The sequence below is a fragment of the Cognatilysobacter lacus genome, assembly GCF_008274655.1.
Lineage (GTDB): Bacteria > Pseudomonadota > Gammaproteobacteria > Xanthomonadales > Xanthomonadaceae > Cognatilysobacter > Cognatilysobacter lacus.
Window position 1 is genome coordinate 1 of sequence record NZ_VTRV01000025.1, and the last position, 25,016, is coordinate 25,016.

23 protein-coding genes are annotated in these 25,016 nt (G+C 67.6%); 15 read left to right on the forward strand and 8 right to left on the reverse strand.

The genetic code is table 11. From position 1 onward, the window contains the following. The 3 genes from FW784_RS03705 to typA all read right to left on the reverse strand — a co-directional run. A partial coding sequence (locus tag FW784_RS03705; RefSeq protein WP_268890882.1) for an amidase family protein occupies positions 1 to 861 on the reverse strand: 861 nt, incomplete at its 3' end. Between the two features lie 43 nt (positions 862 to 904). Continuing rightward, on the reverse strand, positions 905 to 1,393 hold the full coding sequence (locus tag FW784_RS03710; protein ID WP_149352019.1) for a DUF2127 domain-containing protein: 489 nt from the start codon (positions 1,391 to 1,393) through the stop codon (positions 905 to 907). 18 nt (positions 1,394 to 1,411) lie between these two features. Beyond that, the gene (gene typA / locus FW784_RS03715; protein WP_149352020.1) at positions 1,412 to 3,241 is read right to left on the reverse strand and encodes a translational GTPase TypA; all 1,830 of its coding nucleotides are present in this window, start codon (positions 3,239 to 3,241) and stop codon (positions 1,412 to 1,414) included. Between the two features lie 77 nt (positions 3,242 to 3,318). On the opposite strand from typA, the gene FW784_RS03720 reads away from it, so the two are divergent. The 7 genes from FW784_RS03720 to FW784_RS03750 all read left to right on the forward strand — a co-directional run bounded on the left by FW784_RS03720 (position 3,319) and on the right by FW784_RS03750 (position 9,229). Next, positions 3,319 to 3,561: a hypothetical protein gene (locus FW784_RS03720; RefSeq protein ID WP_149352021.1), complete on the forward strand. Its 243-nt coding sequence runs from the start codon at positions 3,319 to 3,321 to the stop codon at positions 3,559 to 3,561. A gap of 21 nt (positions 3,562 to 3,582) precedes the next feature. Then, on the forward strand, positions 3,583 to 4,089 hold the full coding sequence (locus tag FW784_RS03725; RefSeq protein ID WP_149352022.1) for a peptidylprolyl isomerase: 507 nt from the start codon (positions 3,583 to 3,585) through the stop codon (positions 4,087 to 4,089). 162 nt (positions 4,090 to 4,251) lie between these two features. Continuing rightward, positions 4,252 to 5,457, forward strand: coding sequence for an aminotransferase class I/II-fold pyridoxal phosphate-dependent enzyme (locus tag FW784_RS03730; RefSeq protein ID WP_149352023.1), 1,206 nt, complete (start codon positions 4,252 to 4,254; stop codon positions 5,455 to 5,457). Positions 5,458 to 5,565: 108 nt separating this feature from the next. After that, a complete protein-coding gene (locus FW784_RS03735) occupies positions 5,566 to 6,549 on the forward strand; it encodes a malate dehydrogenase (RefSeq protein ID WP_149352024.1) in 984 nt (327 codons plus the stop codon). A gap of 105 nt (positions 6,550 to 6,654) precedes the next feature. After that, entirely contained in the window at positions 6,655 to 7,542 is an 888-nt protein-coding gene (prpB, locus tag FW784_RS03740) for a methylisocitrate lyase (protein WP_149352025.1), read from the forward strand. Between the two features lie 72 nt (positions 7,543 to 7,614). Then, positions 7,615 to 8,760, forward strand: coding sequence for a bifunctional 2-methylcitrate synthase/citrate synthase (gene prpC, locus FW784_RS03745; protein WP_149352026.1), 1,146 nt, complete (start codon positions 7,615 to 7,617; stop codon positions 8,758 to 8,760). Positions 8,761 to 8,764: 4 nt separating this feature from the next. Further along, positions 8,765 to 9,229, forward strand: a complete 465-nt coding sequence (locus FW784_RS03750) for a potassium channel family protein (protein ID WP_149352027.1) — start codon at positions 8,765 to 8,767, stop codon at positions 9,227 to 9,229. A 57-nt stretch (positions 9,230 to 9,286) separates the two neighbouring features. On the opposite strand, the gene FW784_RS03755 is transcribed toward FW784_RS03750, so the two are convergent. Both FW784_RS03755 and FW784_RS03760 read right to left on the reverse strand, forming a co-directional pair. Further along, positions 9,287 to 9,898 carry a glutathione S-transferase family protein gene (locus FW784_RS03755; protein ID WP_149352028.1) on the reverse strand — a complete coding sequence of 204 codons (612 nt, stop codon included), beginning with the start codon at positions 9,896 to 9,898 and terminating at the stop codon, positions 9,287 to 9,289. Between the two features lie 97 nt (positions 9,899 to 9,995). Then, positions 9,996 to 12,032 (reverse strand): FAD-dependent oxidoreductase, encoded by a 2,037-nt coding sequence (locus tag FW784_RS03760; protein ID WP_149352029.1) that lies wholly within the window; start codon positions 12,030 to 12,032, stop codon positions 9,996 to 9,998. 460 nt (positions 12,033 to 12,492) lie between these two features. Between FW784_RS03760 and FW784_RS03765 the strand changes: the two genes are divergently transcribed. The 4 genes from FW784_RS03765 (at position 12,493) to FW784_RS03780 (ending at position 16,402) form a co-directional block, all read left to right on the forward strand. Next, positions 12,493 to 13,626, forward strand: coding sequence for an OmpA family protein (locus FW784_RS03765; protein WP_149352030.1), 1,134 nt, complete (start codon positions 12,493 to 12,495; stop codon positions 13,624 to 13,626). Between the two features lie 175 nt (positions 13,627 to 13,801). Beyond that, complete coding sequence (locus FW784_RS03770; RefSeq protein WP_149352031.1) at positions 13,802 to 14,884, forward strand: OmpA family protein; 1,083 nt, start codon at positions 13,802 to 13,804, stop codon at positions 14,882 to 14,884. 293 nt (positions 14,885 to 15,177) lie between these two features. Continuing rightward, on the forward strand, positions 15,178 to 15,651 hold the full coding sequence (locus FW784_RS03775) for a hypothetical protein (protein WP_149352032.1): 474 nt from the start codon (positions 15,178 to 15,180) through the stop codon (positions 15,649 to 15,651). A gap of 22 nt (positions 15,652 to 15,673) precedes the next feature. After that, positions 15,674 to 16,402, forward strand: coding sequence for a pseudouridine synthase (locus FW784_RS03780; RefSeq protein WP_149352033.1), 729 nt, complete (start codon positions 15,674 to 15,676; stop codon positions 16,400 to 16,402). Between the two features lie 39 nt (positions 16,403 to 16,441). Here FW784_RS03780 and kbl read toward each other — a convergent pair whose 3' ends face one another. Further along, the gene (kbl, locus tag FW784_RS03785; protein ID WP_425481582.1) at positions 16,442 to 17,728 is read right to left on the reverse strand and encodes a glycine C-acetyltransferase; all 1,287 of its coding nucleotides are present in this window, start codon (positions 17,726 to 17,728) and stop codon (positions 16,442 to 16,444) included. Between the two features lie 74 nt (positions 17,729 to 17,802). Beyond that, positions 17,803 to 18,825, reverse strand: a complete 1,023-nt coding sequence (tdh, locus tag FW784_RS03790; RefSeq protein ID WP_149352039.1) for an L-threonine 3-dehydrogenase — start codon at positions 18,823 to 18,825, stop codon at positions 17,803 to 17,805. A 307-nt stretch (positions 18,826 to 19,132) separates the two neighbouring features. Here tdh and FW784_RS03795 point away from each other — a divergent pair, with 307 nt between their 5' ends. Then, positions 19,133 to 21,223 carry a S46 family peptidase gene (locus tag FW784_RS03795; RefSeq protein ID WP_187770662.1) on the forward strand — a complete coding sequence of 697 codons (2,091 nt, stop codon included), beginning with the start codon at positions 19,133 to 19,135 and terminating at the stop codon, positions 21,221 to 21,223. A gap of 51 nt (positions 21,224 to 21,274) precedes the next feature. Here the strand turns inward: FW784_RS03795 and FW784_RS03800 are convergent, their stop codons facing one another. Further along, positions 21,275 to 21,673 (reverse strand): DUF3224 domain-containing protein, encoded by a 399-nt coding sequence (locus FW784_RS03800; protein ID WP_149352036.1) that lies wholly within the window; start codon positions 21,671 to 21,673, stop codon positions 21,275 to 21,277. A gap of 236 nt (positions 21,674 to 21,909) precedes the next feature. Between FW784_RS03800 and serA the strand changes: the two genes are divergently transcribed. The 3 genes from serA to FW784_RS03815 all read left to right on the forward strand — a co-directional run. Beyond that, positions 21,910 to 23,490, forward strand: a complete 1,581-nt coding sequence (gene serA / locus FW784_RS03805; protein WP_149352037.1) for a phosphoglycerate dehydrogenase — start codon at positions 21,910 to 21,912, stop codon at positions 23,488 to 23,490. Between the two features lie 18 nt (positions 23,491 to 23,508). Then, positions 23,509 to 24,150: a histidine phosphatase family protein gene (locus tag FW784_RS03810; RefSeq protein WP_149352038.1), complete on the forward strand. Its 642-nt coding sequence runs from the start codon at positions 23,509 to 23,511 to the stop codon at positions 24,148 to 24,150. Positions 24,151 to 24,189: 39 nt separating this feature from the next. Then, positions 24,190 to 25,016 (forward strand): bifunctional folylpolyglutamate synthase/dihydrofolate synthase (locus FW784_RS03815; protein ID WP_268890883.1); only part of this gene is annotated, 827 nt, incomplete at its 3' end.

Consider the following 25,016-nt stretch of genomic DNA (forward strand, 5'->3'; position numbering starts at 1 on the left):
CGGGTCGCGCGGATCCGGGGCCGCCATGGCGCCGAGCAGCAGGGCGGCGTCGGCGACCGTGCGCGCCATGGGGCCCGCGGTGTCCTGGCTCACGGAGATCGGAACAATGCCCATGCGACTGACCAGCCCTACGGTGGGCTTGAGCCCGACGACGCCGGTGACCGATGCCGGGCATATGATGCTGCCGTCGGTCTCGGTGCCGATCGCCACCGCGGTGAGGTTCGCCGACACCGCCGTACCGCTGCCCGAGCTGGAGCCGCAGGGATTGCGGTCGAGTGCGTACGGATTGCGCGTCTGCCCACCGACCGCGCTCCAGCCGGAGACCGAACGCGAGGATCGGAAGTTGGCCCATTCGCTGAGGTTGGTCTTGCCGAGGATGACGGCCCCTGCTGCGCGCAAGCGTTCGACCAGGAACGCGTCGTGCGTGGGGATGTGATCGGCCAACGCCAGGGAGCCGGCCGTGGTCGGCATCGGTCGTGCGTCGATGTTGTCCTTCAGCAGCACGGGAATGCCGTGCAACGGGCCGCGGACGCGGCCGGCCCGGCGCTCGGCATCGAGCGCGTCGGCTTCGGCCAGTGCTTCGGGATTCAACGCGATCACCGAGTTCAGGCGCGGGCCGGCGACGTCGATCAACGCGATGCGGTCCAGATACGCCTTGGTCAGCGCATGGCTGGTTAGCTGACCGCTCGCCATGCGCGCCGTCAGCGACGCGATGTCGGCCTCTTCGAACGCGAATGCCGGCTGCGGGGACGAGGCGGCGGTGGAGGCGGGCGGCCCGGCGTCCTGGGAGGCGGGCGTCGTCCGGCAGCCGGTGAGGGCCAGGACGATACCGAAGGCGAGGGCGGGCGCGACGCGACGCATGGCGGCTTCTCCGACGGGAAGCCGCCAGCATCCGCCGGGGCGGTCAGGTGGGCAAGCGGGTGCGGCGGCGGAACAGGTCGCGCGCCAGCACGTAGACGATCACCAGGTTGATGACGAGCACCGATACGGACGCCAACCCCGGATGGCGCCACAGCGCATACAGGTCGAACGGCAGGTAGATGCCGGCGGCCACGCAGCCGAGCCAAGAGGCCCAGACCTTGTCACGCCACAGGCCCCAGGCCTCGACCACGTGCAGCACGCCGTACGCGGTCGCGATGGCGGCCGTGGCGTGCACCGCACCGGTGCTGATGGCGCCCGCGAGCCACACCAGCGGGCCCTCGGTGGTACTCAACTCGAAGTGGTGGATCAGCACGTGCACCGCATTGCGCAGCGGTGCCGGGCCGAGCAGCTCGAGGCCACTCGCGGTGATCAGCGCGAGCACGCCTTTGGCGGCTTCCACGAGCGCGATGGCGCGCAGCCCGGGGTGGGCGCGCGGGCTGGGGTTGTACGGGGGGGCGGGGTGTTCCGTCACCGGCGCGAGTCTACCGGCTTAGCCCTGGCGCGAGGCGCGCTTACGATCGGTCTCCGTCAGCTGCTTCTTGCGCAGACGGATTTCCTTCGGCGTGACTTCCACCAGCTCGTCATCCTCGATGAAGTCGAGCGCCTGCTCCAGCGTGTACTTGATCGCCGGGCTCAGCTGGATGGCGTCATCCTTGCCCGAAGCGCGCATGTTGGTCAGCGGCTTGGTCTTGATGGCATTGACGGTGAGGTCATTGTCCTTCGAGTGGATGCCGATCAACTGGCCCTCGTAGACCATGTCGCCCTCGGCCGCGAAGAGGCGGCCGCGCTCCTGCAGCGGGCCAAGCGAGTACGCCGGCGTCGCGCCCGGCGCATTGGCGATCATCACGCCGTTGATGCGCTTGGCGATCGCGCCCTGTTCCTTCGGGCCGTAGTGGTCGAACACGTGGAACAACAGGCCGGAACCCTGCGTGAGCGTGCGGAACTCGTTCTGAAACCCGATCAGGCCACGCGCCGGGATCATGTAGTCGAGGCGCACGCGACCCTTGCCGTCGGACTCCATGTTCTTCAGCTGCGCCTTGCGCGTGCCGAGCTTTTCCATGACGCCGCCCTGGTGCTGCTCTTCGATATCGACGACGAGCTGCTCGATCGGCTCCATCTGCTGCCCGTCGATCTCCTTGACGATGACTTCCGGACGCGACACGGCGAGTTCGAACCCTTCGCGACGCATGTTCTCGATCAGCACGGAGAGATGCAGCTCGCCACGGCCGGAGACGAGGAACTTGTCCGGATCGGAGCCTTCCTCGACCTTCAGCGCCACGTTGTGCAGCGTCTCGCGCTCGAGGCGCTCGCGCAGCTGGCGGCTGGTGAGGAACTTGCCGCCGCTCAGGTCCTTGTTGCCCGCGAACGGCGAGTTGTTGACCTGGAACGTCATCGAGATGGTCGGCTCGTCGACGGTCAGCGCTTCGAGCGCTTCCGGCGTGTCGAGCGCGCAGATGGTGTCGGAGATGCTGAGGTCGGAAACGCCCGAGATCGCGATGATGTCGCCGGCTTCCGCTTCCGGCACTTCGACGCGCTCCAGGCCCATGAAGCCGAGCACCTGCAATACCTTGCCCTGGCGCTTCTTGCCGTGGCGGTCGACGACGCTGACCGGCATGTTGGTGCGCACCTTGCCGCGCTGGATGCGGCCGACGCCGATCAGGCCGACGAAGTTGCTGTAGTCCAGCTGGCTGATGCGCATCTGGAACGGGCCATCGGGATCGACCTGCGGCGGCGAGACGTGCTTCATGATCGCTTCGTAGAGCGGGGTCATGTCGCCGCTGCGCGCGGAGTCATCGAGGCTGGCGTAGCCGTGAAGCGCGGACGCGTAGACGATCGGGAAGTCGAGCTGCTCGTTCGTGGCGCCGAGCTTGTCGAACAGGTCGAACACCTGGTCGATCACCCAGTCCGGACGCGCGCCGGGGCGGTCGATCTTGTTGACGACGACGATCGGCTTGAAGCCCATCGCGAACGCCTTCTGGGTGACGAAGCGCGTCTGCGGCATCGGGCCGTCCATCGCGTCGACGAGGATGAGCACGGAGTCGACCATCGACAGCACGCGCTCGACCTCGCCGCCGAAGTCGGCGTGGCCCGGGGTGTCGACGATGTTGATGCGATTGCCGTTCCAGGTGATCGCGGTGTTCTTGGAAAGGATCGTGATGCCACGTTCCTTTTCCTGGTCGTTGCTGTCCATGACGCGCTCGGCGAGCACGGTGCGCTCGTTGAACGTGCCGGACTGCTTGAGGAGGCAATCGACGAGGGTGGTTTTGCCGTGGTCGACGTGGGCGACGATGGCGATGTTGCGCAGGCGTTCGATAGACATGCGAAGAGACGCCTTGAGGCGCAAGCAGCGAAGGGAAGCCGGCTATTATAGCCGGTCAACCGCCCGGGACGACCGCCATGTCTGAACAGCCGTCCGCGCCGACGTTTCCGCGCTGGCTGATCGCGGTCGACCTGATCGCGGCAATCCTCGTCGTCGCGGGGCTTTTCCTGCATAACGAGCCCGATCGGATGGCCTCGATGGGCCTGCCGGTCGGCACCGACCTGCTGCTGCTCGGCCTTGGCGCGCTCGGCGTCGTGGGCTGCGGCAGCCAGTTCGCCCGCATTGCGCTGACGGCCGCTCGTTCAAGATCCAACCGCTGACCTTTCCCCCAAGGAGTTCCCATGTCCCTCATCGCCCATTTCGACACCGACCGCGGCCCGATCCGCGTCGAGCTCGCCCCGGACAAGGCGCCGCTGACCGTTGCCAACTTCGTGAACCTCGCGCGCCGCGGCTTTTACGACGGCCTCTCGTTCCACCGCGTCATCAACGATTTCATGGTCCAGGGCGGCTGCCCCAAGGGCACCGGCACCGGCGGCCCCGGTTACAAGTTCGAGGACGAGGCGCGCAACGGCCTGGGCCACGAGCGCGGCGTGCTGTCGATGGCCAACGCGGGCCCGAACACCAATGGCAGCCAGTTCTTCATCACGCACGTCGCCACGCCGTGGCTGGACGGCAAGCACACCGTGTTCGGCAAGGTGATCGAAGGCATGGATGTCGTCGACGGCGTGAAGCAGGGCGACACCATCCGCTCGGTGAAGATCGAGGGCGACGCCGATGCCGCGGTGGCCGCCAAGGCCGACCGCGTCGCCGAGTGGAACAAGACGCTCGACGCCAACGCGCGCGCCTGACCGATGCCTGCGTAGCGCCCGCCGGCCCGCGCCGGCGGGCGTTTGCGTGTCCGGCACCGGCCGGCCGAAAAGGTTTCACGTGATACCATTTGGCGGTTGTTCCGGCCCCGCGCCGTTGCGCCTCGCCGGCCTTTCATTGCCGCATTTTCCCGAGGTTCCGCGATGCTCCAGCTCGCCTCGCGCATCGGTCGCGCCAAGCCCAGCGCGATCATGCAGGTCGCCGAAAAGGCCAAGCGCCTGAAGGCCGAAGGCCGCGACATCATCAGCTTCTCGATCGGCGTCCCCAACTTCCTGCCCGGTCCGCACGTCTACGCCGCCGCCGCCGAGGCGCTCAAGCACGACAGCGGCCAGTACGGCAGCAACCGCGGGCCCGACGCCCTCATCGACGCCTTCATCGTCCACATGGCCGAGATCGGCCTGACCGGCTACACGCGCGCCAACTGCGCGACCGGCATCGGTGCCAAGCACGTCATCTACAACCTCTGCGAAGCGCTGCTCGACGAAGGCGACACCATCGCCTTCCCGACGCCGTACTGGACCAGCTACGTCGACATCGCCGAGATCCTCAACGCGAAGATCGACCTGCTGCCGTGCCCCGCGACGCAGAACTACAAGCTCACGCCGGCACAGCTCGACGCCGCGCTGGCGAAGAAGCCCCGCGTGTTCCTGTTCAACAACCCGTCGAACCCGACCGGCATGGTCTATTCGAAGGACGAGATCACCGCGCTTGCCGACGTCATCGCGAAGTATCCGGATACCTGGGTCATCACCGACGACATCTACAACCGGATGGTGTTCGACGGCGTGGGTTACCACAACTTCGTGCACGCCCGGCCCGAGCTGCGCGACCGCGTCATCTTCATCGATTCGCTGAGCAAGACCTACGGCATGCCCGGTTGGCGCGTGGGCTTCATGGCCGGCCCCGAGGTCGTTGCGCAGGCCGTGGTGACGATGAACTCGAACCACATCACCAACCTTCCCGAAGTCACCACCGCCGCGGCGCTCGCCGCGCTCAGCGGGCCGCAGGACATCCCGACGCAAAAGTGCGCGGAGTTCCAGGCCAAACGCGACCAGGTGATGGCCGTGATGGACAGCATCCCGGGCCTCGTCTGCCCGCGTCCGGAAGGCGCGTTCTACGTGTTCCCGGATATCAGCTGCGCGTTCGGCAAGACGCATGGCCCCAGCGGCACGGCGATCAAGAACGACGTCGACTTCTGCAATGCGCTTCTAGAAGCCAAGGGTGTGGCCTGCGTGCCCGGCTCGGCCTTCGGCGAACCGCGTGCACTGCGCATCAGCTACACGTGCCCGACGCCGCAGCTGCAGCCGGGCCTCGAGCGGTTCCGCGAGTTCTTCGCCGAGCTGGCCTGAAGCGTGGACGCGGAAGCGCTGAGCTCCGCGTCCAAGCCGTCCGGCAAGCACGGCGGCATCCAGGAACATTCGCAAGACAACCCCACACCTGATTCACGGAGTTCCTTTATGAAGACCCCCGTCCGCGTCGCCGTCACCGGTGCAGCCGGCCAGATCGGTTACTCGCTGCTGTTTCGCATCGCGTCCGGCGAGATGCTCGGCAAGGACCAGCCCGTCATCCTGCAGATGCTCGAGCTGCCGATGGAGAAGGCGCAGGCGGCGCTGCGCGGCGTGATGATGGAGCTCGAGGACTGCGCGTTCCCGCTGCTCGCCGGCATGGTCGGCACGGATGATGCGGAAGTCGCGTTCAAGGATGCCGACATCGCGATGCTGGTCGGCGCGCGTCCGCGCGGCCCGGGCATGGAGCGCAAGGATCTGCTGCTGGAGAACGCGAAGATCTTTACCGCCCAGGGCGCCGCGCTGAACAAGGTCGCCTCGCGCAACGTCAAGGTGCTGGTCGTCGGCAACCCCGCGAACACGAACGCCTACATCGCGATGAAGTCGGCGCCGGACCTGCCGGCGAAGAACTTCACCGCGATGCTGCGCCTGGACCACAACCGCGCACTTTCGCAGCTGGCGAACAAGGCCGGTGTTGCCGTCGGCGACATCGAGAAGCTCGTCGTCTGGGGCAACCATTCGCCGACGATGTATCCGGACTACCGCTTCGCGACCGTCAACGGCAAGTCGCTGAAGGACATGATCGACGACGCCGACTGGAACGCGAACACGTTCATCCCGCAGGTCGGCAAGCGCGGCGCGGCGATCATCGAAGCGCGCGGCCTGTCGTCGGCGGCATCGGCAGCCAATGCCGCTATCGACCACATCCACGACTGGGTTCTCGGCACCGACGGCAAGTGGGTGACGATGGGCGTTCCGTCCGACGGCAGTTACGGCATTCCGGAAGGCGTGATGTACGGCGTGCCGGTGACCTGCGCGAACGGCGAGTACACGCGCGTCGAGGGCCTGCCGGTCGACGGGTTCAGCCGCGCCGCGATGGACAAGACGCTGGCCGAGCTCGAGGAAGAGCGGCAGGGCGTCGCACACCTGCTCTGACGCACACGACGAAGGCGGCCACGGTCGCCTTCGTCGCTCTGGAAGCCCGGCGGCGCCAGCCGTCGCCAGCCCGCCGACACGGCGGACGCACCCGATGAGGTCGCAATGACGCAACAGTCTGCAGGCGCGCGCTTCCGCGCCGCCGTCCAGGAGGAATCACCGCTTCAGGTCATGGGCGCGATCACCGCGTACGCCGGCCTGATGGCCAAGCGCACGGGCTACAAGGCGCTGTATCTGTCGGGCGGCGGTGTCGCCGCGAACTCGCTGGGCATGCCCGACCTCGGCATCTCGACGATGGAGGACGTGCTGACCGACGCGCGCCGCATCGTCGACGCCACGCAGATGCCGCTGCTGGTCGACATCGACACCGGCTGGGGCGGCGCGTTCAACATCGCGCGCACCATTCGTTCGTTCGAGCGCGTCGGCGTGGCCGCCGTGCACATGGAGGACCAGGTCGGACAGAAGCGTTGCGGCCACCGTCCGGGCAAGGAAGTGGTGTCGAAGGCCGAGATGGTCGACCGCGTGAAGTCGGCCGTCGATGCTCGCACCGATGCGTCGTTCGTGATCATGGCGCGTACCGACGCCGCGGCTACCGAAGGCGTGGACGCGGCCATCGAGCGCGCGCAGGCCTACGTCGAAGCGGGCGCCGACATGATCTTCCCGGAAGCGATGACGTCGCTCGACGACTACCGCCGCTTCAAGGCGGCGGTGAAGGTGCCGATCCTCGCGAACCTCACCGAGTTCGGGTCGACGCCGTTCTTCACTACGGACGAGTTGCGCGATGCCGGCGTCGACATCGCGCTGTACTGCTGCGGCGCGTACCGCGCGATGAACAAGGCGGCTCTGAACTTCTACGAGACCGTGCGTCGCGAAGGCACGCAGAAGAACGTCGTCGATACGCTGCAGACGCGCGCCGAGCTCTACGATTTCCTGGGCTATCACGCGTACGAGGCCAAGCTCGACCAGTTGTTCGTGTCGTCGAAGCCCGAGTAACGTCGCCGCCGCGCCTGATCCATTCCGAATTCGCTTCCGCCCGCGCGGAAGCCGCAACGAGAGAAGCATGCAATGAGCGAACAAGCGGTCCCGAAGGTCAAGAAATCCGTGGCGCTCAGCGGCACGCCGGCCGGCAACACCGCGCTTTGCACTGTCGGCCTGAGCGGAAACGACCTGCATTACCGCGGGTACGACATCAACGACCTCGCCACGAAGTCGACGTTCGAGGAAGTCGCGCACCTGCTGGTGCACGGCGCACTGCCGACGTCGTCGCAGCTGCGTGCGTACAAGGCCAAGCTCAAGCGCCTGCGCGGCCTGCCCGCGATCGTGCAGGAAGCGCTCGAGCTGGTGCCCGCCAACGCGCATCCGATGGACGTGCTGCGCACCGGCTGCTCGGTGCTGGGCACGGTGCTGCCCGAGCGCGAAGGCCATCCGGCGTCGGAGGCCCGCGACATCGCTGACAAGCTCATCGCGAGCTTCGGCTCGATGCTGCTGTACTGGTGGCACTTCACCCGCAACGGCGAGCGCATCGAGGTGCAGACCGACGACGACTCGGTCGCCGCGCATTTCCTGCACCTGCTGCACGGCGAGCGGCCGTCTTCGCTGCACGCCGACGCGCTCGACAAGTCGCTGATCCTCTACGCCGAGCACGAGTTCAACGCGTCCACATTTACTGCGCGCGTCATCGCCGGCACCGGCTCGGACCTGCACTCGTGCATCACCGGCGCGATCGGCGCGCTGCGTGGCCCGAAGCACGGCGGCGCCAACGAAGTGGCGATGGACATCATCAGCCGCTATTCGACGGCCGACGAAGCGGAAGCCGACATCCGCGCGCGCATCGAGCGCAAGGAGATCGTGATCGGCTTCGGCCATCCGGTGTACACCGTCGGTGACCCGCGCAACCCGATCATCAAGGAAATCTCGCGCAAGCTCTGCGACGACGGCGGCAACCGCACGCTGTTCGACGTGTCCGAGCGCATCGAGAACCTGATGATGGACACCAAGAAGATGTTCCCGAACCTCGACTGGTACAGCGCATCGGCGTACCACATGATGGGTATCCCGACGCCGATGTTCACGCCGCTGTTCGTGATCGCGCGCACCACCGGCTGGAGCGCGCACGTGATCGAGCAGCGCGAGGACGGCAAGATCATCCGCCCGAGCGCGAATTACATCGGGCCGGAAGATCGCGAGTACGTGTCGATCGATCGCCGCTGAGCCCGTGTTTCCGGTCGGTGCCCATCTGATAGCGATCGCGACCGCCGGGACCTGTCTCGTCGCCGTCGTCGTGCTCCACTTCGAGGGGATGGTGCGGCTCGGCCATGCCTACAAGCGCCATCGCGGCGAGGAGGGCGGGGCGGTGGGGCGGCACCTGATGCTGCGCATGGTGTTCGGGCTGGTCGTGCTACACACCGTGTCGATCATGATCTTCGGCGTCGGGTTCTGGACGATGCTCCAATTGCCCGACGCGGGCAGCATCACCGGCGCGCACCGTGGCACGTTGTTCGACGCCTTCTACATGTCGGCCATGACCTATTCGACGGTCGGATTCGGCGACCTTGCGCCGAAGGGCCCGATCCGCTGGCTGGCCGGGACCGAAGCATTGATCGGGCTGATGATGGTCGCGTGGTCGGCGTCGTTCGCCTTCATGGAAATGTCCCGGCATTGGCGGGACGACCTCCGCTGACCGGGTAACCGCGCCGCTGCTGCGCACAGGCGGCGCATCGGCGAAGCTGCTTTCCGATCAGGCGAGCCCCTCGGCCTTCAGCGCAGCGCGCACGCCTTCGTCGGCCTCCATGCGCGCGGCGAACGCGGCGATGCCGTCGAGGCCCGACAGGTCGACGCCGGTATTCGCGGCCCAGCGCAGCGTGATGTAGAGATAGGGGTCGGCGTAGCTGCGGAAACCCGCGAGCCATTCGCGGCCGGTCAGTTGTGCGTCGGCGCGCTCGAAGAGGCCACGCAGTCGCTGCCGCGCCGCGACCTTGAGCGCGTCGAACTGCGACGGGTCGGCGATGAACATGCCCGGTCCGAACAGCGGAATGAATGCCGGGTGCACGTCTGAATTGCAGAAGGCGAGCCAGCGGGTGGCCTCGGCGCGCTGGCGGGGGCTGCCGTCGCCAGCAAGGCGCGCGTCGGGGTAGAGGTCGGCGATGTAGCCGACGATCGCGGCGTTCTGCGTCAGTGCGAAATCGCCGTCTACGAGCACGGGAACCGAGCCGGCGGCATTGATGGCCCTGTACGCGTCGGACTTGATCTCGTCGCGCGTGACCACCTGTACCGCGAACGCGGCGCCGGACCAGTGCAGCGAGATATGGCACGCGGTCGAGCAGGCGCCGGGCAGGGTGTAGAGCTTCATCGGTGACTCCGCTGGACGCTGCGTCGACTATCGCTCGCCGACCCACATGCCGGCAACGCGGTCGCCGGGATGGAGGGTTGCGCGCATGCGCATGGACTCAGAGTGACGCGCCGAGACGGCTGCCCTGCGCGATCGCACGCTTCGCGTCGAGCTCGGCCGCGAGTTCGGCGCCGCCGATGACGTGCACGCTCCGCCCGGCTTCGCGAAGTGGCGCTTCGAGCGGATTGTTTGAAACCTGCCCGGCGCAGAGCACGACGTTGTCGACTTCGAGCGTGCGCGGCGCGCCGTCGACGGTGATGTGCAGGCCCCTATCGTCGAAACGCACGTATTGCACGCCCCCCAGCGCCTGCACGCCGCGCGCCGTCAGGCTTGCGCGATGGATCCAGCCGGTGGTCTTGCCGAGTTTCGCGCCGGGCTTGCCGGCTGTTCTCTGCAGCAGCCATATGGCGCGTGCGGTCGGCGGGGGTTCCGGCGCGCGCAGGCCGCCTCGCTGCTCGGTGTAGTCGACGTCGACGCCCCACTCGCGTCGCCATGCATCGACATCCAGGGCGGGGATCGTGCCGTGCTGCGCGAGGAATTCGGCGACGTCGAAGCCGATGCCGCCAGCGCCGACGATCGCCACGCGCGGGCCGATCGTGACGCGCCCCGCCAGGACGTCGTCATAGCGCAGCACGCGCCGGTCATCGCTGCCGGGAAACGTCACTGCGCGCGGCAGCACGCCGGTTGCGAGTACGACGTCATCGAAACCGTCGAGCATTTCGCGCGTGGCGCTCGCGCCCAGCCGTGCGCGCACATGATCGAGTTCGAGTCGACGCCGGAAATAGCGGATCGTCTCGTCGAATTCCTCCTTGCCTGGAATCCGACGCGCCAGGTTGAACTGGCCACCGATGTCGTCGGCGGCTTCGAACAGCGTCACGTCGTGCCCGCGCTGCGCGGCGACCGTCGCGCACGCGAGCCCCGCAACCCCTGCGCCCACCACGGCGACACGCTTGCGAACGGCCGCGGGTACGTACACGAGCTCCGACTCGTGGCATGCGCGCGGGTTCACCAGGCAACTGGCGCGCTTGTTCGCGAAGACATGGTCCAGGCAGGCCTGGTTGCAGGCGATGCAGGTATTGATCTCGTCGGCGCGCCCGTCGCGCGCCTTCGCCACCCAGTGGGGATCCGCGAGCAGCGGTCGCGCCATCGACACCATGTCGGCCGCACCGCTGGCGAGTACCGCTTCGGCCACGTCCGGCATGTTGATGCGGTTGGTGGCGACCAGCGGCAGTCGCACGTGCGGTTTGAGTCGCGCCGTCACGTCGACGAACGCCGCGCGCGGCACCGACGTCGCGATGGTCGGCACCCGCGCTTCGTGCCAGCCGATGCCCGTGTTGATGATGGTCGCGCCGGCGGCCTCGACGGCCTTTGCCTGCAGCACGACTTCATCCCAGGCCAGTCCGCCGTCGACGAGGTCGAGCATCGACAGCCGGTAGATCAGGATGAAATCGGGCCCGCAGGCTTCGCGGATGCGACGCACGATCTCGACAGCGAAACGCATGCGACGCGGCGCGTCGCCGCCCCAGGCGTCATCGCGACGGTTGGTGCGCGGCGCGGTGAACTCGTTGAGCAGGTAGCCCTCCGAGCCCATGACTTCGACGCCATCGTAACCGGCCTCGCGCGCGAGCCGCGCCGTGCGCACGAACGCACGGATCTGCCGTTCCACGCCGGCGGCGCCGAGTGCGCGGGGCTTGAACGGGTTGATCGGGGCCTGCAAGGCGCTGGGCGCGACCTGCAGCGGGTGGTACGCATATCGGCCGGCGTGCAGGATCTGCAGGCAGAGGCGGGCGCCGTGCGACTTCGCGGCTGCGGTCACCTGCCGGTGCCGTGCGACATGCCACGGCATCGAGAGCGTGCCGGAGAACGGCTTCAGCCACCCGCGAAGGTTCGGCGCAAAGCCGCCGGTCACCATCAGCCCGACGCCCCCCTCGGCGCGCTCGGCGAAGTAGGCGGCCAGCTTCGGGAAGTCGCGCGCGTGGTCCTCGAGGCCGGTGTGCATCGAACCCATGAGCACCCGGTTGCGCAATACGCAGAAGCCGAGGTCGAGTGGCGCGAAGAGGTGCGGATAACGCGGGTGGGCCGGCTCGGCGGACATGCAGAGGATACGCGTGCGTACGGTTCCCGCACGATGCCCTCAAACGACCGGGGCAGCAAGTCATGGGCTGGCTCGTCGCCGGCTTACCGCGGCTGCGCAACTGGACGCCCAGGGCTGCGACGCCCGGACGCTGGCGCGCGCAGTCGGGCTTGCGCGTGACCGCCCACCTCCCTTCGCGTTGCCGCACTTGAGGCATCGACGGAGTCTTGGAAACAGCGACGCGTCCACTGGAAACGAGACTGGATCCGGATTGGCCGCATGAGAACTGCTTGAACCGGGCGCAACCGCCGCGGGTCCGGCGGGGAACTTCGCGATTTGTTAGGCGCCCGTTAACAGCCTCTTCACGCCGACGCTTCTAGTCTCCGCGCCGATGGCTCTGTTCATGTAGCCGTCCAGAACGGTCGGAACACGCTGACGCGACTTCCCCCTCCTTCCCGTCCCTCAAGGAGCAACAACTCAAATGAACAAAAAACTTCTCTGTGCCGCCCTGCTGGGCGGTATGTCGATCCTTTCGGTCGCTCAGGCGCAGGAATTCGATGATCGCTGGTACGTCACCGGCGCGGTCGGCTTCAATCTCCAGGACAACGCGCGCGGCACGAACAATGCCCCGTTCGGCGCGATCGGCTTTGGCAAGATGCTCAACCCGAACTGGTCGTTCGACACCGAATTGAACTACCAGAACCCGCACCAGTCTGCGAACCAGGACCTCTGGTGGAGCCAGTACGGCATCTCGTTCGATGCGCGTCGCCACTTCATGGCTGAAGGCCGTTCGTGGAACCCGTACGTCCTCATGGGCCTGGGCTACCAGCGCGCCGAGGAAGAATTCGATCCGAGCAACCCGCTGATCCCGGCTCGCTTCACGCGCAACGGCGCGCCGAGCCAGCGTAAGGACGGCCATGTTGCCGGCAAGCTTGGCGTCGGCCTGCAGGGCGACGTGGGCCGCGTGAAGCTGCGCACCGAACTCGCCTACCGCATCGACGGCGACAACGGCAGCGTCGGCGCGCTCCTCACCGATAACGATCACAACGACGGCAAGGACTGGTTCGGCGACGTGCTGGCTTCGGTCGGCGTCGTGATCCCGCTCGGCCCTGCGCCGATGGCTCCGGTCGCGCCGGCTCCGACCCCGGCGACCTGCGCCGACAAGGATGACGACGGCGATGGCGTGAACAACTGCGACGACAAGTGCCCGGGCTCGGTTGCCGGCCAGGCTGTCGGTCCGGACGGTTGCCCGGTGCCGCTGACGATCGACCTGAAGGGCGTGAACTTCGACTTCGACAAGTCGACGCTGCGTCCGGATGCGGTCGCGATCCTCGACGAGGCCGCCTCGATCCTGCAGCGCTACCCGCAGCTGCGCGTCGAAGTCGCCGGTCACACCGACCTGTGCGGTTCGGATGCCTACAACCAGTCGCTGTCGGAGCGTCGCGCCCGCGCCGTGTACGACTACCTGACCGGTCATGGCGTCGACGCTTCGCGTCTGGCCGGCCCGAACGGCTACGGCGAGAGCCGCCCGCTCGAGAACACCCCGCAGACCCTGCCGGCGTGCAAGAGCGAGCGTAACCGTCGCACCGAGCTGAACGTGCAGAACGGCCAGTAAGCCCTCCGCACCGCAACACCGGAGCCCGGCCTTGTGCCGGGCTCTTTTTTGGCCGCCGGTCGGTCAGGCGTTAAGCCTTGTTAACAAATCCGAGCGGCCGTGCAATGATCGGTGCCGGCCCGTTCAGGAGCGTCAACGCCTGTTCCGCCGTATCCGACCTTTTTTGGAGTTGCATATGAAGATCCGCATGCTGAGCACCGCCCTGCTCGCAGGCCTCGCGTTCGCGCAGGCCGCGCAGGCGCAGTCGTTCGATGACCGTTGGTACCTCGCCGGTTCGGTGGGCATCAACGTCCAGGACAATGACCGCGGCACCAACAATGCCCCGTTCGGCACGATCGGCCTGGGCAAGATGCTCAACCCGAACTGGTCGTTCGACGTCGAGCTGAACTACCAGAACCCGCGCTTCACGAAGAACCAGGACCTGTGGTGGAGCCAGTACGGCGTGTCCTTCGACGCCCGTCGCCACTTCATGGCCGAAGGCCGCTCCTGGAACCCGTACCTGCTCGTCGGCGCCGGTTACCAGCGCTCCGAGGAAGAGTACAACGCGTTCCCGAGCCCGAATTCCCCGGGCCAGCGCAAGGACGGCAACCTGGCCGTCAAGCTCGGCGCCGGCCTCCAGGGCGACGCCGGTCCGGTCAAGATCCGCACCGAACTGGCCTATCGCATTGACCTCGACGACCAGAGCGTCGCCGCCCCGGGCGTCAACGGTTTCGGCGACCTGCTGGCTTCGGTCGGCGTGCTGATCCCGCTGGGCGCGGCTCCGTCCGTCGCTCCGCCGCCGCCGCCGGCCGTGACCTGCGCCGACAAGGATGACGACGGCGATGGCGTGAACAACTGCGACGACAAGTGCCCGGGCTCGGTTGCCGGCCAGGCTGTCGGTCCGGACGGTTGCCCGGTCCCGCTGACGATCGACCTGAAGGGCGTGAACTTCGACTTCGACAAGTCGACGCTGCGTCCGGATGCGGTCGCGATCCTCGACGAGGCCGCCTCGATCCTGCAGCGCTACCCGCAGCTGCGCGTCGAAGTCGCCGGTCACACCGACCTGTGCGGTTCGGATGCCTACAACCAGTCGCTGTCGGAGCGTCGCGCCCGCGCCGTGTACGACTACCTGACCGGTCATGGCGTCGACGCTTCGCGTCTGGCCGGCCCGAACGGCTACGGCGAGAGCCGCCCGCTCGAGAACACCCCGCAGACCCTGCCGGCGTGCAAGAGCGAGCGTAACCGTCGCACCGAGCTGAACGTGCAGAACGGCCAGTAAGCCCTCCGCACCGCAACACCGCAACACCGGAGCCCGGCCTTGTGCCGGGCTCTTTTTTTGGCCGCGGAGTACCGCACGGGTTCGGCGCTGCACTGAGGGGTCGGCGGTTGCCGCACGGCCGACGCCCCACCGTCACCGATGAAGCGTCGGTTCCTGCACCCACTAGGGCCGGGACGCCGCGGCCGCCGCATCGGTTTCGGCTCGCACGGGGTAGCGCGGAGCCCCACCTCGACGGTGCGCATGTTCACGGCGCGGGACGTATGCTGTGCCTCCGTTCCACGTTGGATAACGCCATGCGTCGCCTCGTCCTGTTGCCACTGTTGCTCGTCGCCGGAAGTGCCTGGGCGCAGGATGCGTGCACCGCGCTCGCGCGCACCGCCACGGCGCCGGTCGCGCTGCCGGGGCTGGCCCCGGAGCTCGTCGCCCCATCCGCGCAACTGGGTTCGCCGAGCGGGGTGCTCGCGCAGGCCTTCGACCAGGCGCAGAGCGTGGACGCCGTGCTGCTGCGGCTTCGAATCGATAAATGCCGTGCCGCCGCGATGTCCGCGCGCCCCGGCCAGTTCACGCCGGGCATGGATCCCGCGTCGTACAAGCCGCAGACCCAGTACGACAACACGCCGTGGCGGTTCGACATGAATCAGAACGGCAAGCGCATGACGGCGGACGAATTCGACGCCTGGATGAAGGCCAAGGGTGTTCGGGTCGCGAAAGGCGCGGCGCCTGCGCCGGTTGTCCCGCCGCCGCCGCCCGTGGAAAGCGGTAAGTAAGACGCAACGCAGTGCCCACGCCATGACCCGGCACGGGCTGGCGCGCGTGCTTTCGAAGCGCGGTCTGTGCTCGCGTACCCAGGCCGCCGTGTGGATCGCCGAGGGCCTTGTAACGGTCAACGGGCGCACGGTGCGTGACGCCGAACATCCCGTGCGCATGGACGTAGATCGCGTCGACGTCCGCGGACTCGACGATGCATCCGCCGCCCCCGTCTTCATCGCTCTCAACAAGCCGCGCGGCCTGGTGACTACGGCGCGCGACGAGCAGGGTCGCGACACCGTTTACCGGTGCTTCGATGGGGCGTCTCTGCCATGGCTGGCGCCGGTCGGACGGCTCGACAAGGCGAGCGAGGGGCTGCTGCTCTTCTCCAACGACCCCGCGTGGGCCGCCCGGGTCACCGATCCGGCCACCGGGCCCTCGAAGCTCTATCACGTGCAGATCGACCGGCTGGCCGACGACGTGCTGCTGGACGCGTTGCGGGCGGGCGTGCACGACGGCGGCGAAACGCTGTCGGCGGCATCCGTCGATGTGCTGCGACACGGCGAACGCAACGCGTGGCTCGAGATCGTGCTGGAGGCGGGTCGTAACCGTCACATCCGTCGCATGCTGACCGCGCACGGCGTGGGCGTGATCCGGCTGGTCCGCGTTGCGATCGGTTGCGTGACGTTGGGGAGCCTGCCGAAGGGAGGCTGGCGACCGTTATCCGTCGGCGAGGCGCAGTCGTTGGCGCCGCCGGGCCGCGCGCGCTGATAGCCGCCCCGCCGCAACAGCGCGCTCAGCGTCGAGTGCTCAGGCCTTTACGACTCCGAGTTCGTGTCCGATCCGGGTAAATGCGTCGATCGCGCGGTCGAGGTGCTGCCGCGTGTGCGCGGCGGAGATTTGCGTGCGAATCCGCGCCTGGCCCTTGGGCACCACCGGAAAGAAGAAACCGATCGCGTAGATGCCTTCTTCCAGCAGGCGATTCGCGAACTTCTGCGCGAGCGGCGCGTCGTACAGCATGACCGGGCTGATCGGATGCACGCCCGGCTTGATGTCGAAGCCGATCGACGTCATCCGCTCGCGGAAGTAACGCGTGTTCTCCTGCAGCTGCGTGCGCAGGTCGCCGGCGGCGGACAGCATCTCGAACGCCTTGATCCCCGCGGCCACCACATGCGGCGGCAGCGAGTTGGAGAACAGGTACGGACGCGAACGTTGGCGCAGCAGCTCGACGACCTCGCGCTTGGCCGTGGTGAAGCCGCCGAGCGCGCCGCCCATTGCCTTGCCGAGCGTGCCGGTGAAGATGTCGATCCTGTCCATCACGCCCTTGACCTCGGCCGAGCCGCGGCCGGTCGCGCCCAGAAAACCGGTCGCGTGGCATTCGTCGATGTGCACGAGCGCGCCGTACTTCGCTGCGAGCGTAGTGATCTCGTCGAGCGGCGCGATGAAGCCATCCATCGAGAACACGCCGTCGCTGGTGATCATGATCGTGCGCGCGCCGTCGGCCTTGGCCTGCTTCAGCTGGGTCTCCAGATCCGTCATGTCGCAGTTGGCGTAGCGGTAGCGCCTGGCCTTGCACAGGCGTACGCCATCGATGATCGACGCGTGGTTCAGCGCGTCGGAGATGATCGCGTCGTTCTCGTCGAGCAGCGGCTCGAACAAGCCGCCGTTCGCGTCGAAGCAGGCGGCGTAGAGGATGGTGTCCTCGGTGCCGAAGAAGTCGGCGATCGTCTTCTCCAGCTGCTTGTGCAGGTCCTGCGTGCCGCAGATGAAGCGCACGCTCGCCATGCCGAAGCCGTGCGTATCCAGCGCCTTCTTCGCTTCCGCGATGATGTCCGGATGGTCGGCGAGGCCGAGGTAATTGTTGGCGCAGAAGTTCAGAACCGTGCGGCCGTCGGCCAGCGTGATCTCCGCGGCCTGCGGCGAGGTGATGATGCGCTCGGACTTGAAGAGTCCGGCGTCGCGGATTTCGTCGAGGGTGGTCGAATAGCGCTCGGTAAGCGACATCACAGGCTCCGCAATGGTTGGGGCGGCAGGCGAAGCTGCCGGTGCGCGACTCTCGGCGCCATGGATGGCGCCGAGAAGCCTACATGGACGTATTCACGGCGTGTCGCGCATCGGCAGGTTCGCCTGCCGCGAAGCGTCGATGTCGCCAGCAATAACGTCCGAACGACTCAGTTCCAGCTCAGGACGATCTTGCCGCTCTTGCCCGCTTCCATCAGGTCGAAACCCTTCTGGAATTCGTCGACGGGCAACTGGTGCGTGAGTACCTTGCCGAGCGGGAAACCGCTGAGGACAAGCTGCGTCATCTTGTACCAGGTCTCGTACATGCGACGGCCGTAGATGCCCTGCAGCGTAAGCCCCTTGAAGATGACCTTGTCCCAGTCCGCACCGGCGCCCTTGGGCATGATGCCGAGCATCGCGATCTTGCCGCCGTTGTACATGCAGTCGAGCATGTCGTTGAACGCGCGCGGGTTCCCGCTCATCTCCAGGCCGACGTCGAAGCCTTCCATGTGCAGGTCGGCCATCACGTCCTTGAGCGACGTGTTCGACACGTTCACGACGCGCGTCGCGCCCATGTCGGCCGCCAGTTTCAGGCGATAGTCGTTGACGTCGGTGACGACGACATTGCGCGCACCGATGTGCTTGCAGATGCCGGCGGCGATGATGCCGATCGGGCCGGCACCGGTGATCAGCACGTCCTCACCGACCACGTCGAACTCGAGCGCGCAATGCGCGGCGTTGCCATACGGATCGAAGAACGCGGCGAGCTCGCTTGGGATCTGGTCGGGGATCGGCCACAGGTTCGACGCCGGCATCACGATGTACTCGGCGAACGCGCCATTGCGGTTCACGCCGATGCCGACCGTGTTCGGGCACAGGTGCTGCTTGCCCGCGCGACAGTTGCGGCAGTGGCCGCAGACGATGTGGCCTTCGGCCGACACGCGCTGGCCGATGGTGTAGCCGGTGACGCCCGTGCCGAGCGCCGTGATGCGTCCGACGAACTCGTGACCGATCACCAGGCCCGGCTTGATGTTGCGCTGGCTCCACTCGTCCCACAGGTAGATGTGCAGGTCGGTGCCGCAGATCGCGGTCTTCTCCAGCTTGATCAGCACCTCATTCGGGCCGGGCACCGGCACCGGCACCTCTTCCATCCAGATGCCCTTCGCGGCTTCCCGCTTGACGAGGGCGCGCATGGTCTGTGCGGGCAAGGGGAGGCTGACGGTGTCGGACATGCGGGGTGCCTGCGACGCGCGGCGCGCGGTGGAAGTCGAATTATACGGAGCGCCGGGCGCGGGCTTCGGCTCGCGGGCTCCGGTGCCTGAACGGCACGGACGCGTTGCGCCAAGCGTGAACCCGACCCGGTCGTGCACTCGGATGCGGCGGCTAGACTCACGGGCCCGTGCAGTCGATCCCGGAAATCCCATGCGTCCACGCCGCCTTGCCCTCGCCACGTTCGCCGCGCTCGCGGCTGTCTCCACCGGCGCAGGGGCGGTCGAAGGCATGTGGGTGCCGCAACAGTTACCGGAGATCGCAGGCGCGCTGAAGAAGGCCGGGCTGAAACTCAATCCACGCCAGCTGGCCGACCTGACCGCGGACCCGATGGGCGCCGTCGTGTCGCTGGGCGGCTGTACCGCCAGCTTCGTATCGTCGCAGGGCTTGGTCGTGACCAACCACCACTGCGCCTACGGGGCGATCCAGCTGAATTCGACGCCGCAGAAGAACCTGATCGAGACCGGCTTCAACGCGCCCACTCCGAAAGACGAACTTTCGGCGGGCCCGAATGCGCGCATCTACGCGCTCGAATCGATCCAGGACGTGACCAAACAGGTGCGTGGCGCACTGACGGCCGCGCCCGATGCCATGTCACGCAGCCGCGCGCTCGACGCGCTGGAGAAGCAGCTGGTGGCGGCCTGCGAATCCACGCCGGGGTATCGCTGCCGCCTCTACAGCTTCGCGGGCGGCAATACCTACCGGCTGTTCAAGAACATCGAAATCCGCGACGTGCGCCTCGTGTACGCGCCGCCGCGCAGCATCGGCAACTACGGCGGCGAGGTCGACAACTGGATGTGGCCACGCCACGTCGGCGACTTCTCGTTCTACCGCGCCTACGTCGGGCGCGACGGCCGCCCCGCCGCGTATTCGCCCGACAACGTGCCGTTCCACCCGAAGCATTTCCTCAAGCTCGCCGACAAGCCGCTGGGCGACGGCGACTTCGTGATGGTGGCCGGCTATCCGGGCAGCACCAGCCGCTATGCGTTGGCGAGCGAGTTCGACGCGACCTCGACGTGGACGTATCCGACGGTTGGGCGCCACTACAAGAACCTGGTAGCGCTGGTCGACAACGCCGGGCGCCGCAATCCGGACATCGCCGTGAAATACGCGGCCACCGTGCGCGGCTGGCAGAACGCGCTGAAGAACTACGACGGCCAGCTGGAAGGCTTTCGCCGCATCGGCGCGGCCGAGCGCAAGCAGGCCGAGGAGCAGTCGGTGCTTGCGTGGCTGCGATCGCAGGGCGCGCGCGGACGCGCGGGCCTCGACGCGCACGATCGGCTCGACCAGCTCGGTGCGCAGGCACGCGCGCATCGCGAGCGCGACCTCGTCTTCGGCCAGCTGCGCAGCACCGGTGTCCTCGGTGCGGCCATGCAGCTGTATCGCACGTCGACCGAACGCCAGAAGCCCGATGCCGCGCGCGAGGCCGGCTACCAGCAGCGTGACCTTCCGTCGCTGGAAGGCGCGCTGCGGCAGATGGACCGCCGCTACCAGCCGCAGATGGATCGCGAACTCGTCGGCTACTGGCTGCTCCAATACGCCAGCCTGCCCGCGAGCGAGCACGTTGCTTCGCTCGATGCATGGCTGGGCGGTACCGATGCGAAATCGGTCGACCGCGCGCTCGACCGGCTCGGCAAATCGAAACTCGGCGATTCGGATGCACGCATCGCCTTGTTGAACGCCGACCGCGCGACGCTTGAGAAGTCGAAGGACCCGGCGATGCAGTTCGCCGTCGCGGTGATGCCCGACGTGCTGCGCCTGGAAGACGAGGCGCGCGCGCGTGCCGGGGACTCGCTTCTCGAGCGGCCCGTCTACCTGCAGGCGCTCGCCGACTACCGCAAGGCGCACGGCCAGGCGGTTTACCCGGACGCGAATTCGTCGCTGCGAATCACTTTCGGCAACGTCGTCGGCTACACGACGACGGATGGATCGAAGCAGCCGCCGTTCACCACGCTCGAGCAGGTCGCGGCGAAGGCGACAGGCAAGGAGCCGTTCGATGCGCCGAAGGCCGAACTCGATGCGGTGCGCGCCAGGAACTACGGCGGCCTCGCGGACAAGCGCCTGGGGACCGTGCCGGTGAACTTCCTGTCCGATCTCGACATCACCGGCGGCAATTCGGGCTCGCCGGTCATGGACGCACAGGGCCGGCTGGTGGGCCTGGCCTTCGACGGCAATTGGGAGTCGGTCAGCAGCAACTGGGTGTTCGATCCGGCGATGACGCGGATGATCGCCGTCGACCAGCGCTACATGCGCTGGATCATGCAGGAGGTGTATCCCGCGCCCCAGCTGCTGCAGGAGCTGGGCGTACCCGAGAGCCGATAAGGTCCGTGCAAGGCGGAAGGCCGGCGATGCGCCGGCCTTCCATCAATGGCATCAGCCGTCGGACAGGGCGTAATCCAGGGTGTATGCATGGTCGCCGTCGGCGATGTCGATCCGCATCGAACCGCGGATGCCGGCGAGTTCACCTTCGCCGGAGTCGGGCACGATCTCGATCCGCAGCGATGGCGTGCCGCGATCCATGACGCCGAAATGCATCATGGAGAACCGACCGGCGCGCCCGTCGAGACGGCCGTCGAGCCGTTCGACTGCGACATAGCCCGCCGACCCCTCCGTCGCCGTGCCGACGGCCATCATGTGAACCACGCTGGTCGCGGCGAGCGGGCCGTCGAACACCTTGTCGAACCGCATGTGCATCGCCTGTGCGTCACCGCCGAGATCGAGTGCGCCTTGCGGCGAGCGTTTGACGTCGAAGCGGCCGTGGGCGATGGGCATGCGGGTTTCCTGTCGAGGCGGGGCCCGATCATCGCGCGTAGGCCGACGGTCGACCAGCACCGTGGCAGCCGCGTCCATCTGCTAGGCTCGGGTCTCGCGGATTCCCATGCCAGCCGGCCCCGTCTCCCGATCGCACGACCGCATGCGCCACGCATGCACGCAACACCGCATTTCCCGTCGCGACGCGACGGCCGGCTGGCAGGGCATCCGCGCATCCCTCACCACGGAGCGCGACGATGAAAGTGCTGGCATGCGATGGAATCCACGAAGATGGCCTCGACCTGTTCCGCCAGGCCGGTTGGGACGTGGATGTCGCCCCTGAACCGATCAAGGATCCTGCGGTACTCGCGCGTGCGCTCGTCGATGTCGACGCCGTGCTGGTGCGGTCGGCCACGCGCGTACCGGCCGAAGCCCTCGCGCAGGCGACGAAGCTCAAGGTGATCGGTCGCGCGGGCGCGGGCGTCGACACCATCGATGTCGATGCGGCCACCGCGCGCGGCATCGCGGTGATGAACGCGCCCGATGGCAACACGCTCGCCGCCGCCGAGCATGCGATCGCGCTGCTGTTCGCGCTGGCGCGCCACGTGCCGAAGGCGGACGCGGGCATGAAGGCCGGGCAGTGGCCGAAGGCAGGGCTCACCGGATTCGAACTGGAAGGCAAACGCCTCGGCGTGATCGGCCTCGGCCGAATCGGCGGCACCGTCGCCCGCAAGGCGCGCGGCATCGGCATGGATGTCGCGGCGTACGATCCGTTCCTGCCGGCGACCGCGGCCGGCAAGGGCAGCGTGCCGCGCATGTCGCTCGACGAGCTGCTCGCATGGGCGGACATCGTGACGCTGCACATCCCGCGCACGAAGGAAACCACCAACCTGCTGTCGGAAGCGCGCATGCGCTCGATGAAGCCGGGTGCGATGCTGATCAACGCCGCCCGCGGCGGGTTGGTCGATGAATCCGCGCTGCTACGCCTGCTTGATGAAGGGCATCTGGCCGGCGCCGCCCTCGATACGTTCGTCACCGAGCCGCTCGCCGCCGACTCGCCGCTGCGCGCGCATCCCAACCTTGTTCTGACCCCGCACCTGGGCGCTTCCACCAGCGAAGCGCAGCAGGCCGTGAGCACGATCCTCGCGCGCCAGATCATCGATTTCGTTGCGACCGGTGCAGTCGCGGGCTGCGTCAACCTGCCGCCGCTCACCGCCGAAGCCGCACGCGAAGTCGGGCCGTGGATGCCGCTGATGACCGCGCTCGGCCGCGTTGCATCGCGGCTGGTTCCGGCACCGACGCGCCTGCATATCCGCTACGCGGGCCGCACCGAAGGGCTCGACACGCGCCCGCTTACCCGTCTGCTGGTGGCGTCGCTGCTTGGGGCTGCCTCCGGGCGGGTCACGCCGGTGAACGCGCTGCAGGAAGCCACGCTGCGCGGCCTCGAAGTCTCCGAGACGATTGGTGGCGAAGGTGATGGCTACGACCGTCTGGTGCGACTCACCGTCGAGGGCGACAACGGGGCCGGCGGGGAAGTTCGTCGCCAGATCGACGCCACGCTGCACCGCGCGCCGCGTGTCGTTGCGCTCGATGGCGTCGAGATCGAGTTCGATCCGCTTGCCCACGTGCTGCTGATGCGCAACGAAGATCGGCCCGGCATGGTGGGAACAGTCGGCTCACAGCTGGGCGCCGCCGGCATCAACATCATCAATTTCGCGCTCGGTGCTGCCGGCGACGGCCAGGCGCGCGCGGCCATCACCATCGATCGCGAAATCGACGAAGCACAACTGGACGTGCTTCGTCGCACGCCCGGCGTGCTGTCGATCCAGCAGGTCTGAGCCCACGGAGACGCATGCATGAAGATCCTCCTCGCGCGACACGGCGAAACGCCATGGAATGCCGAAGGCCGCTACCAGGGGCAGGCGGACATCGCGCTTTCGCCCGTCGGCGAATCGCAGGCGCTCGCGCTCGCACGGCGGCTGCACGACGTGCCGATCACGCGCGCCGTCGCATCGCCGCTTTCGCGCGCCAGGCGCACCGCGCAGATCGCGTTGGGCGACCGCGCATCGATGCTCGCTACCGATCCGGGCCTGATGGAGATCGCCCACGGCGACTGGGAAGGGTTGCTGGCCACGGAAATCCGCGAGCGCGACGGCGAACGCCTGCGCGCGTGGCGAGAATCACCCGACACCGTGCTGATGCCGGGCGGGGAATCGCTGGACGGCGTGCTCGATCGCGCATGGAGCGCATTCGCACGCGCCTGCGACGGCCTCGGCCATGACGACACATTGCTGCTGGTCGCGCACGACGCGGTCAATCGCGTGCTGCTGTGCCGGATCCTCGGCCTGCCGCTCGCGAACCTGTGGCGCTTCCGCCAGGGGCCGGCCACGCTGAACCTGCTGGAGGGCGACGATGCCGCGCATCTGGATGTCGTGCGGCTCAATGACTGCACGCACGCGACCGCGCTGTTTGGCGAGGCGGTGCACCGCGCGTTGTAGCCGATGCGACAATCGCCTGCCCGCCGATCGTAGACGACGATGTCCGAACCGCTTTCCGACTGGCTCGCGCGCCTCGAAGCACGCCATCCGCGTGCGATAGACCTCGGCCTCGACCGCATCCGGGAGGTGCATTCGAGGCTCGGGCTCGCGCAGCCGGCGCCGGTGGTGATTACGGTGGGCGGCACCAACGGCAAGGGTTCGACGGTGGCCTTCATCGAAGCGATCGCGCGTGCCCAAGGGCTGTGCGTGGGGGCCTACACGTCGCCGCACCTGCTGCAGTACAACGAGCGCATCCGCATCGATGGCCGCGATGCCGACGACGACGCGATCGTCCGCGCGTTCGAGGCGATCGAAGCGGCGCGCGGCGATACGGGGCTGACGTATTTCGAAGTCGGCACGCTGGCGGCGCTCTGGCTGTTCGAGCATGCGGGGCTCGATCTCGCCATCCTCGAAGTGGGTCTCGGCGGGCGGCTGGATGCCACCAACGTCGTCGACGCGGACGTCGCGGTGATCACGACCGTCGATCTCGATCACACCGACTGGCTGGGTAGCGACGTCGAAACGATCGGCTTCGAGAAGGCGGGTATCGCGCGTGCATGGAAGCCGCTGGTGCTGGGCGACGACGATCCGCCGTCGAGCGTGTTGCGGCACGCATATGCGATCGGCGCGCAGGCGGTGCGCATCGGCTGTGATTTCTTCTTCGATCCCGACACGGTCGATGGCTGGCGCTGGCGCGAGGTGGGGTTCGAGATCGACCTGCCGATGCCCGGGCTGGCCGCGCCGTCGCAGCTTCGCAACGCGGCCGTCGCGATCGCCGCGCTGCGTGCGAGTTCGCTGGCCATCGGCGATTCGGCGCTGCGCGAGGG

Coding starts and splice junctions, on each gene's coding strand:
- typA (WP_149352020.1), bottom strand. CDS start 3,241: ATGTCTATCGAACGCCTGCGCAACATCGCCATCGTCGCCCACGTCGAC.
- FW784_RS03800 (WP_149352036.1), bottom strand. CDS start 21,673: ATGCCCATCGCCCACGGCCGCTTCGACGTCAAACGCTCGCCGCAAGGC.
- FW784_RS03725 (WP_149352022.1), top strand. CDS start 3,583: ATGTCCCTCATCGCCCATTTCGACACCGACCGCGGCCCGATCCGCGTC.
- FW784_RS03755 (WP_149352028.1), bottom strand. CDS start 9,898: ATGAAGCTCTACACCCTGCCCGGCGCCTGCTCGACCGCGTGCCATATC.
- FW784_RS03770 (WP_149352031.1), top strand. CDS start 13,802: ATGAAGATCCGCATGCTGAGCACCGCCCTGCTCGCAGGCCTCGCGTTC.
- serA (WP_149352037.1), top strand. CDS start 21,910: ATGAAAGTGCTGGCATGCGATGGAATCCACGAAGATGGCCTCGACCTG.
- prpB (WP_149352025.1), top strand. CDS start 6,655: ATGACGCAACAGTCTGCAGGCGCGCGCTTCCGCGCCGCCGTCCAGGAG.
- FW784_RS03765 (WP_149352030.1), top strand. CDS start 12,493: ATGAACAAAAAACTTCTCTGTGCCGCCCTGCTGGGCGGTATGTCGATC.
- FW784_RS03780 (WP_149352033.1), top strand. CDS start 15,674: ATGACCCGGCACGGGCTGGCGCGCGTGCTTTCGAAGCGCGGTCTGTGC.
- prpC (WP_149352026.1), top strand. CDS start 7,615: ATGAGCGAACAAGCGGTCCCGAAGGTCAAGAAATCCGTGGCGCTCAGC.
- FW784_RS03775 (WP_149352032.1), top strand. CDS start 15,178: ATGCGTCGCCTCGTCCTGTTGCCACTGTTGCTCGTCGCCGGAAGTGCC.
- FW784_RS03760 (WP_149352029.1), bottom strand. CDS start 12,032: ATGTCCGCCGAGCCGGCCCACCCGCGTTATCCGCACCTCTTCGCGCCA.
- FW784_RS03730 (WP_149352023.1), top strand. CDS start 4,252: ATGCTCCAGCTCGCCTCGCGCATCGGTCGCGCCAAGCCCAGCGCGATC.
- FW784_RS03810 (WP_149352038.1), top strand. CDS start 23,509: ATGAAGATCCTCCTCGCGCGACACGGCGAAACGCCATGGAATGCCGAA.
- FW784_RS03735 (WP_149352024.1), top strand. CDS start 5,566: ATGAAGACCCCCGTCCGCGTCGCCGTCACCGGTGCAGCCGGCCAGATC.
- tdh (WP_149352039.1), bottom strand. CDS start 18,825: ATGCGCGCCCTCGTCAAGCGGGAAGCCGCGAAGGGCATCTGGATGGAA.
- FW784_RS03795 (WP_187770662.1), top strand. CDS start 19,133: ATGTGGGTGCCGCAACAGTTACCGGAGATCGCAGGCGCGCTGAAGAAG.
- FW784_RS03720 (WP_149352021.1), top strand. CDS start 3,319: ATGTCTGAACAGCCGTCCGCGCCGACGTTTCCGCGCTGGCTGATCGCG.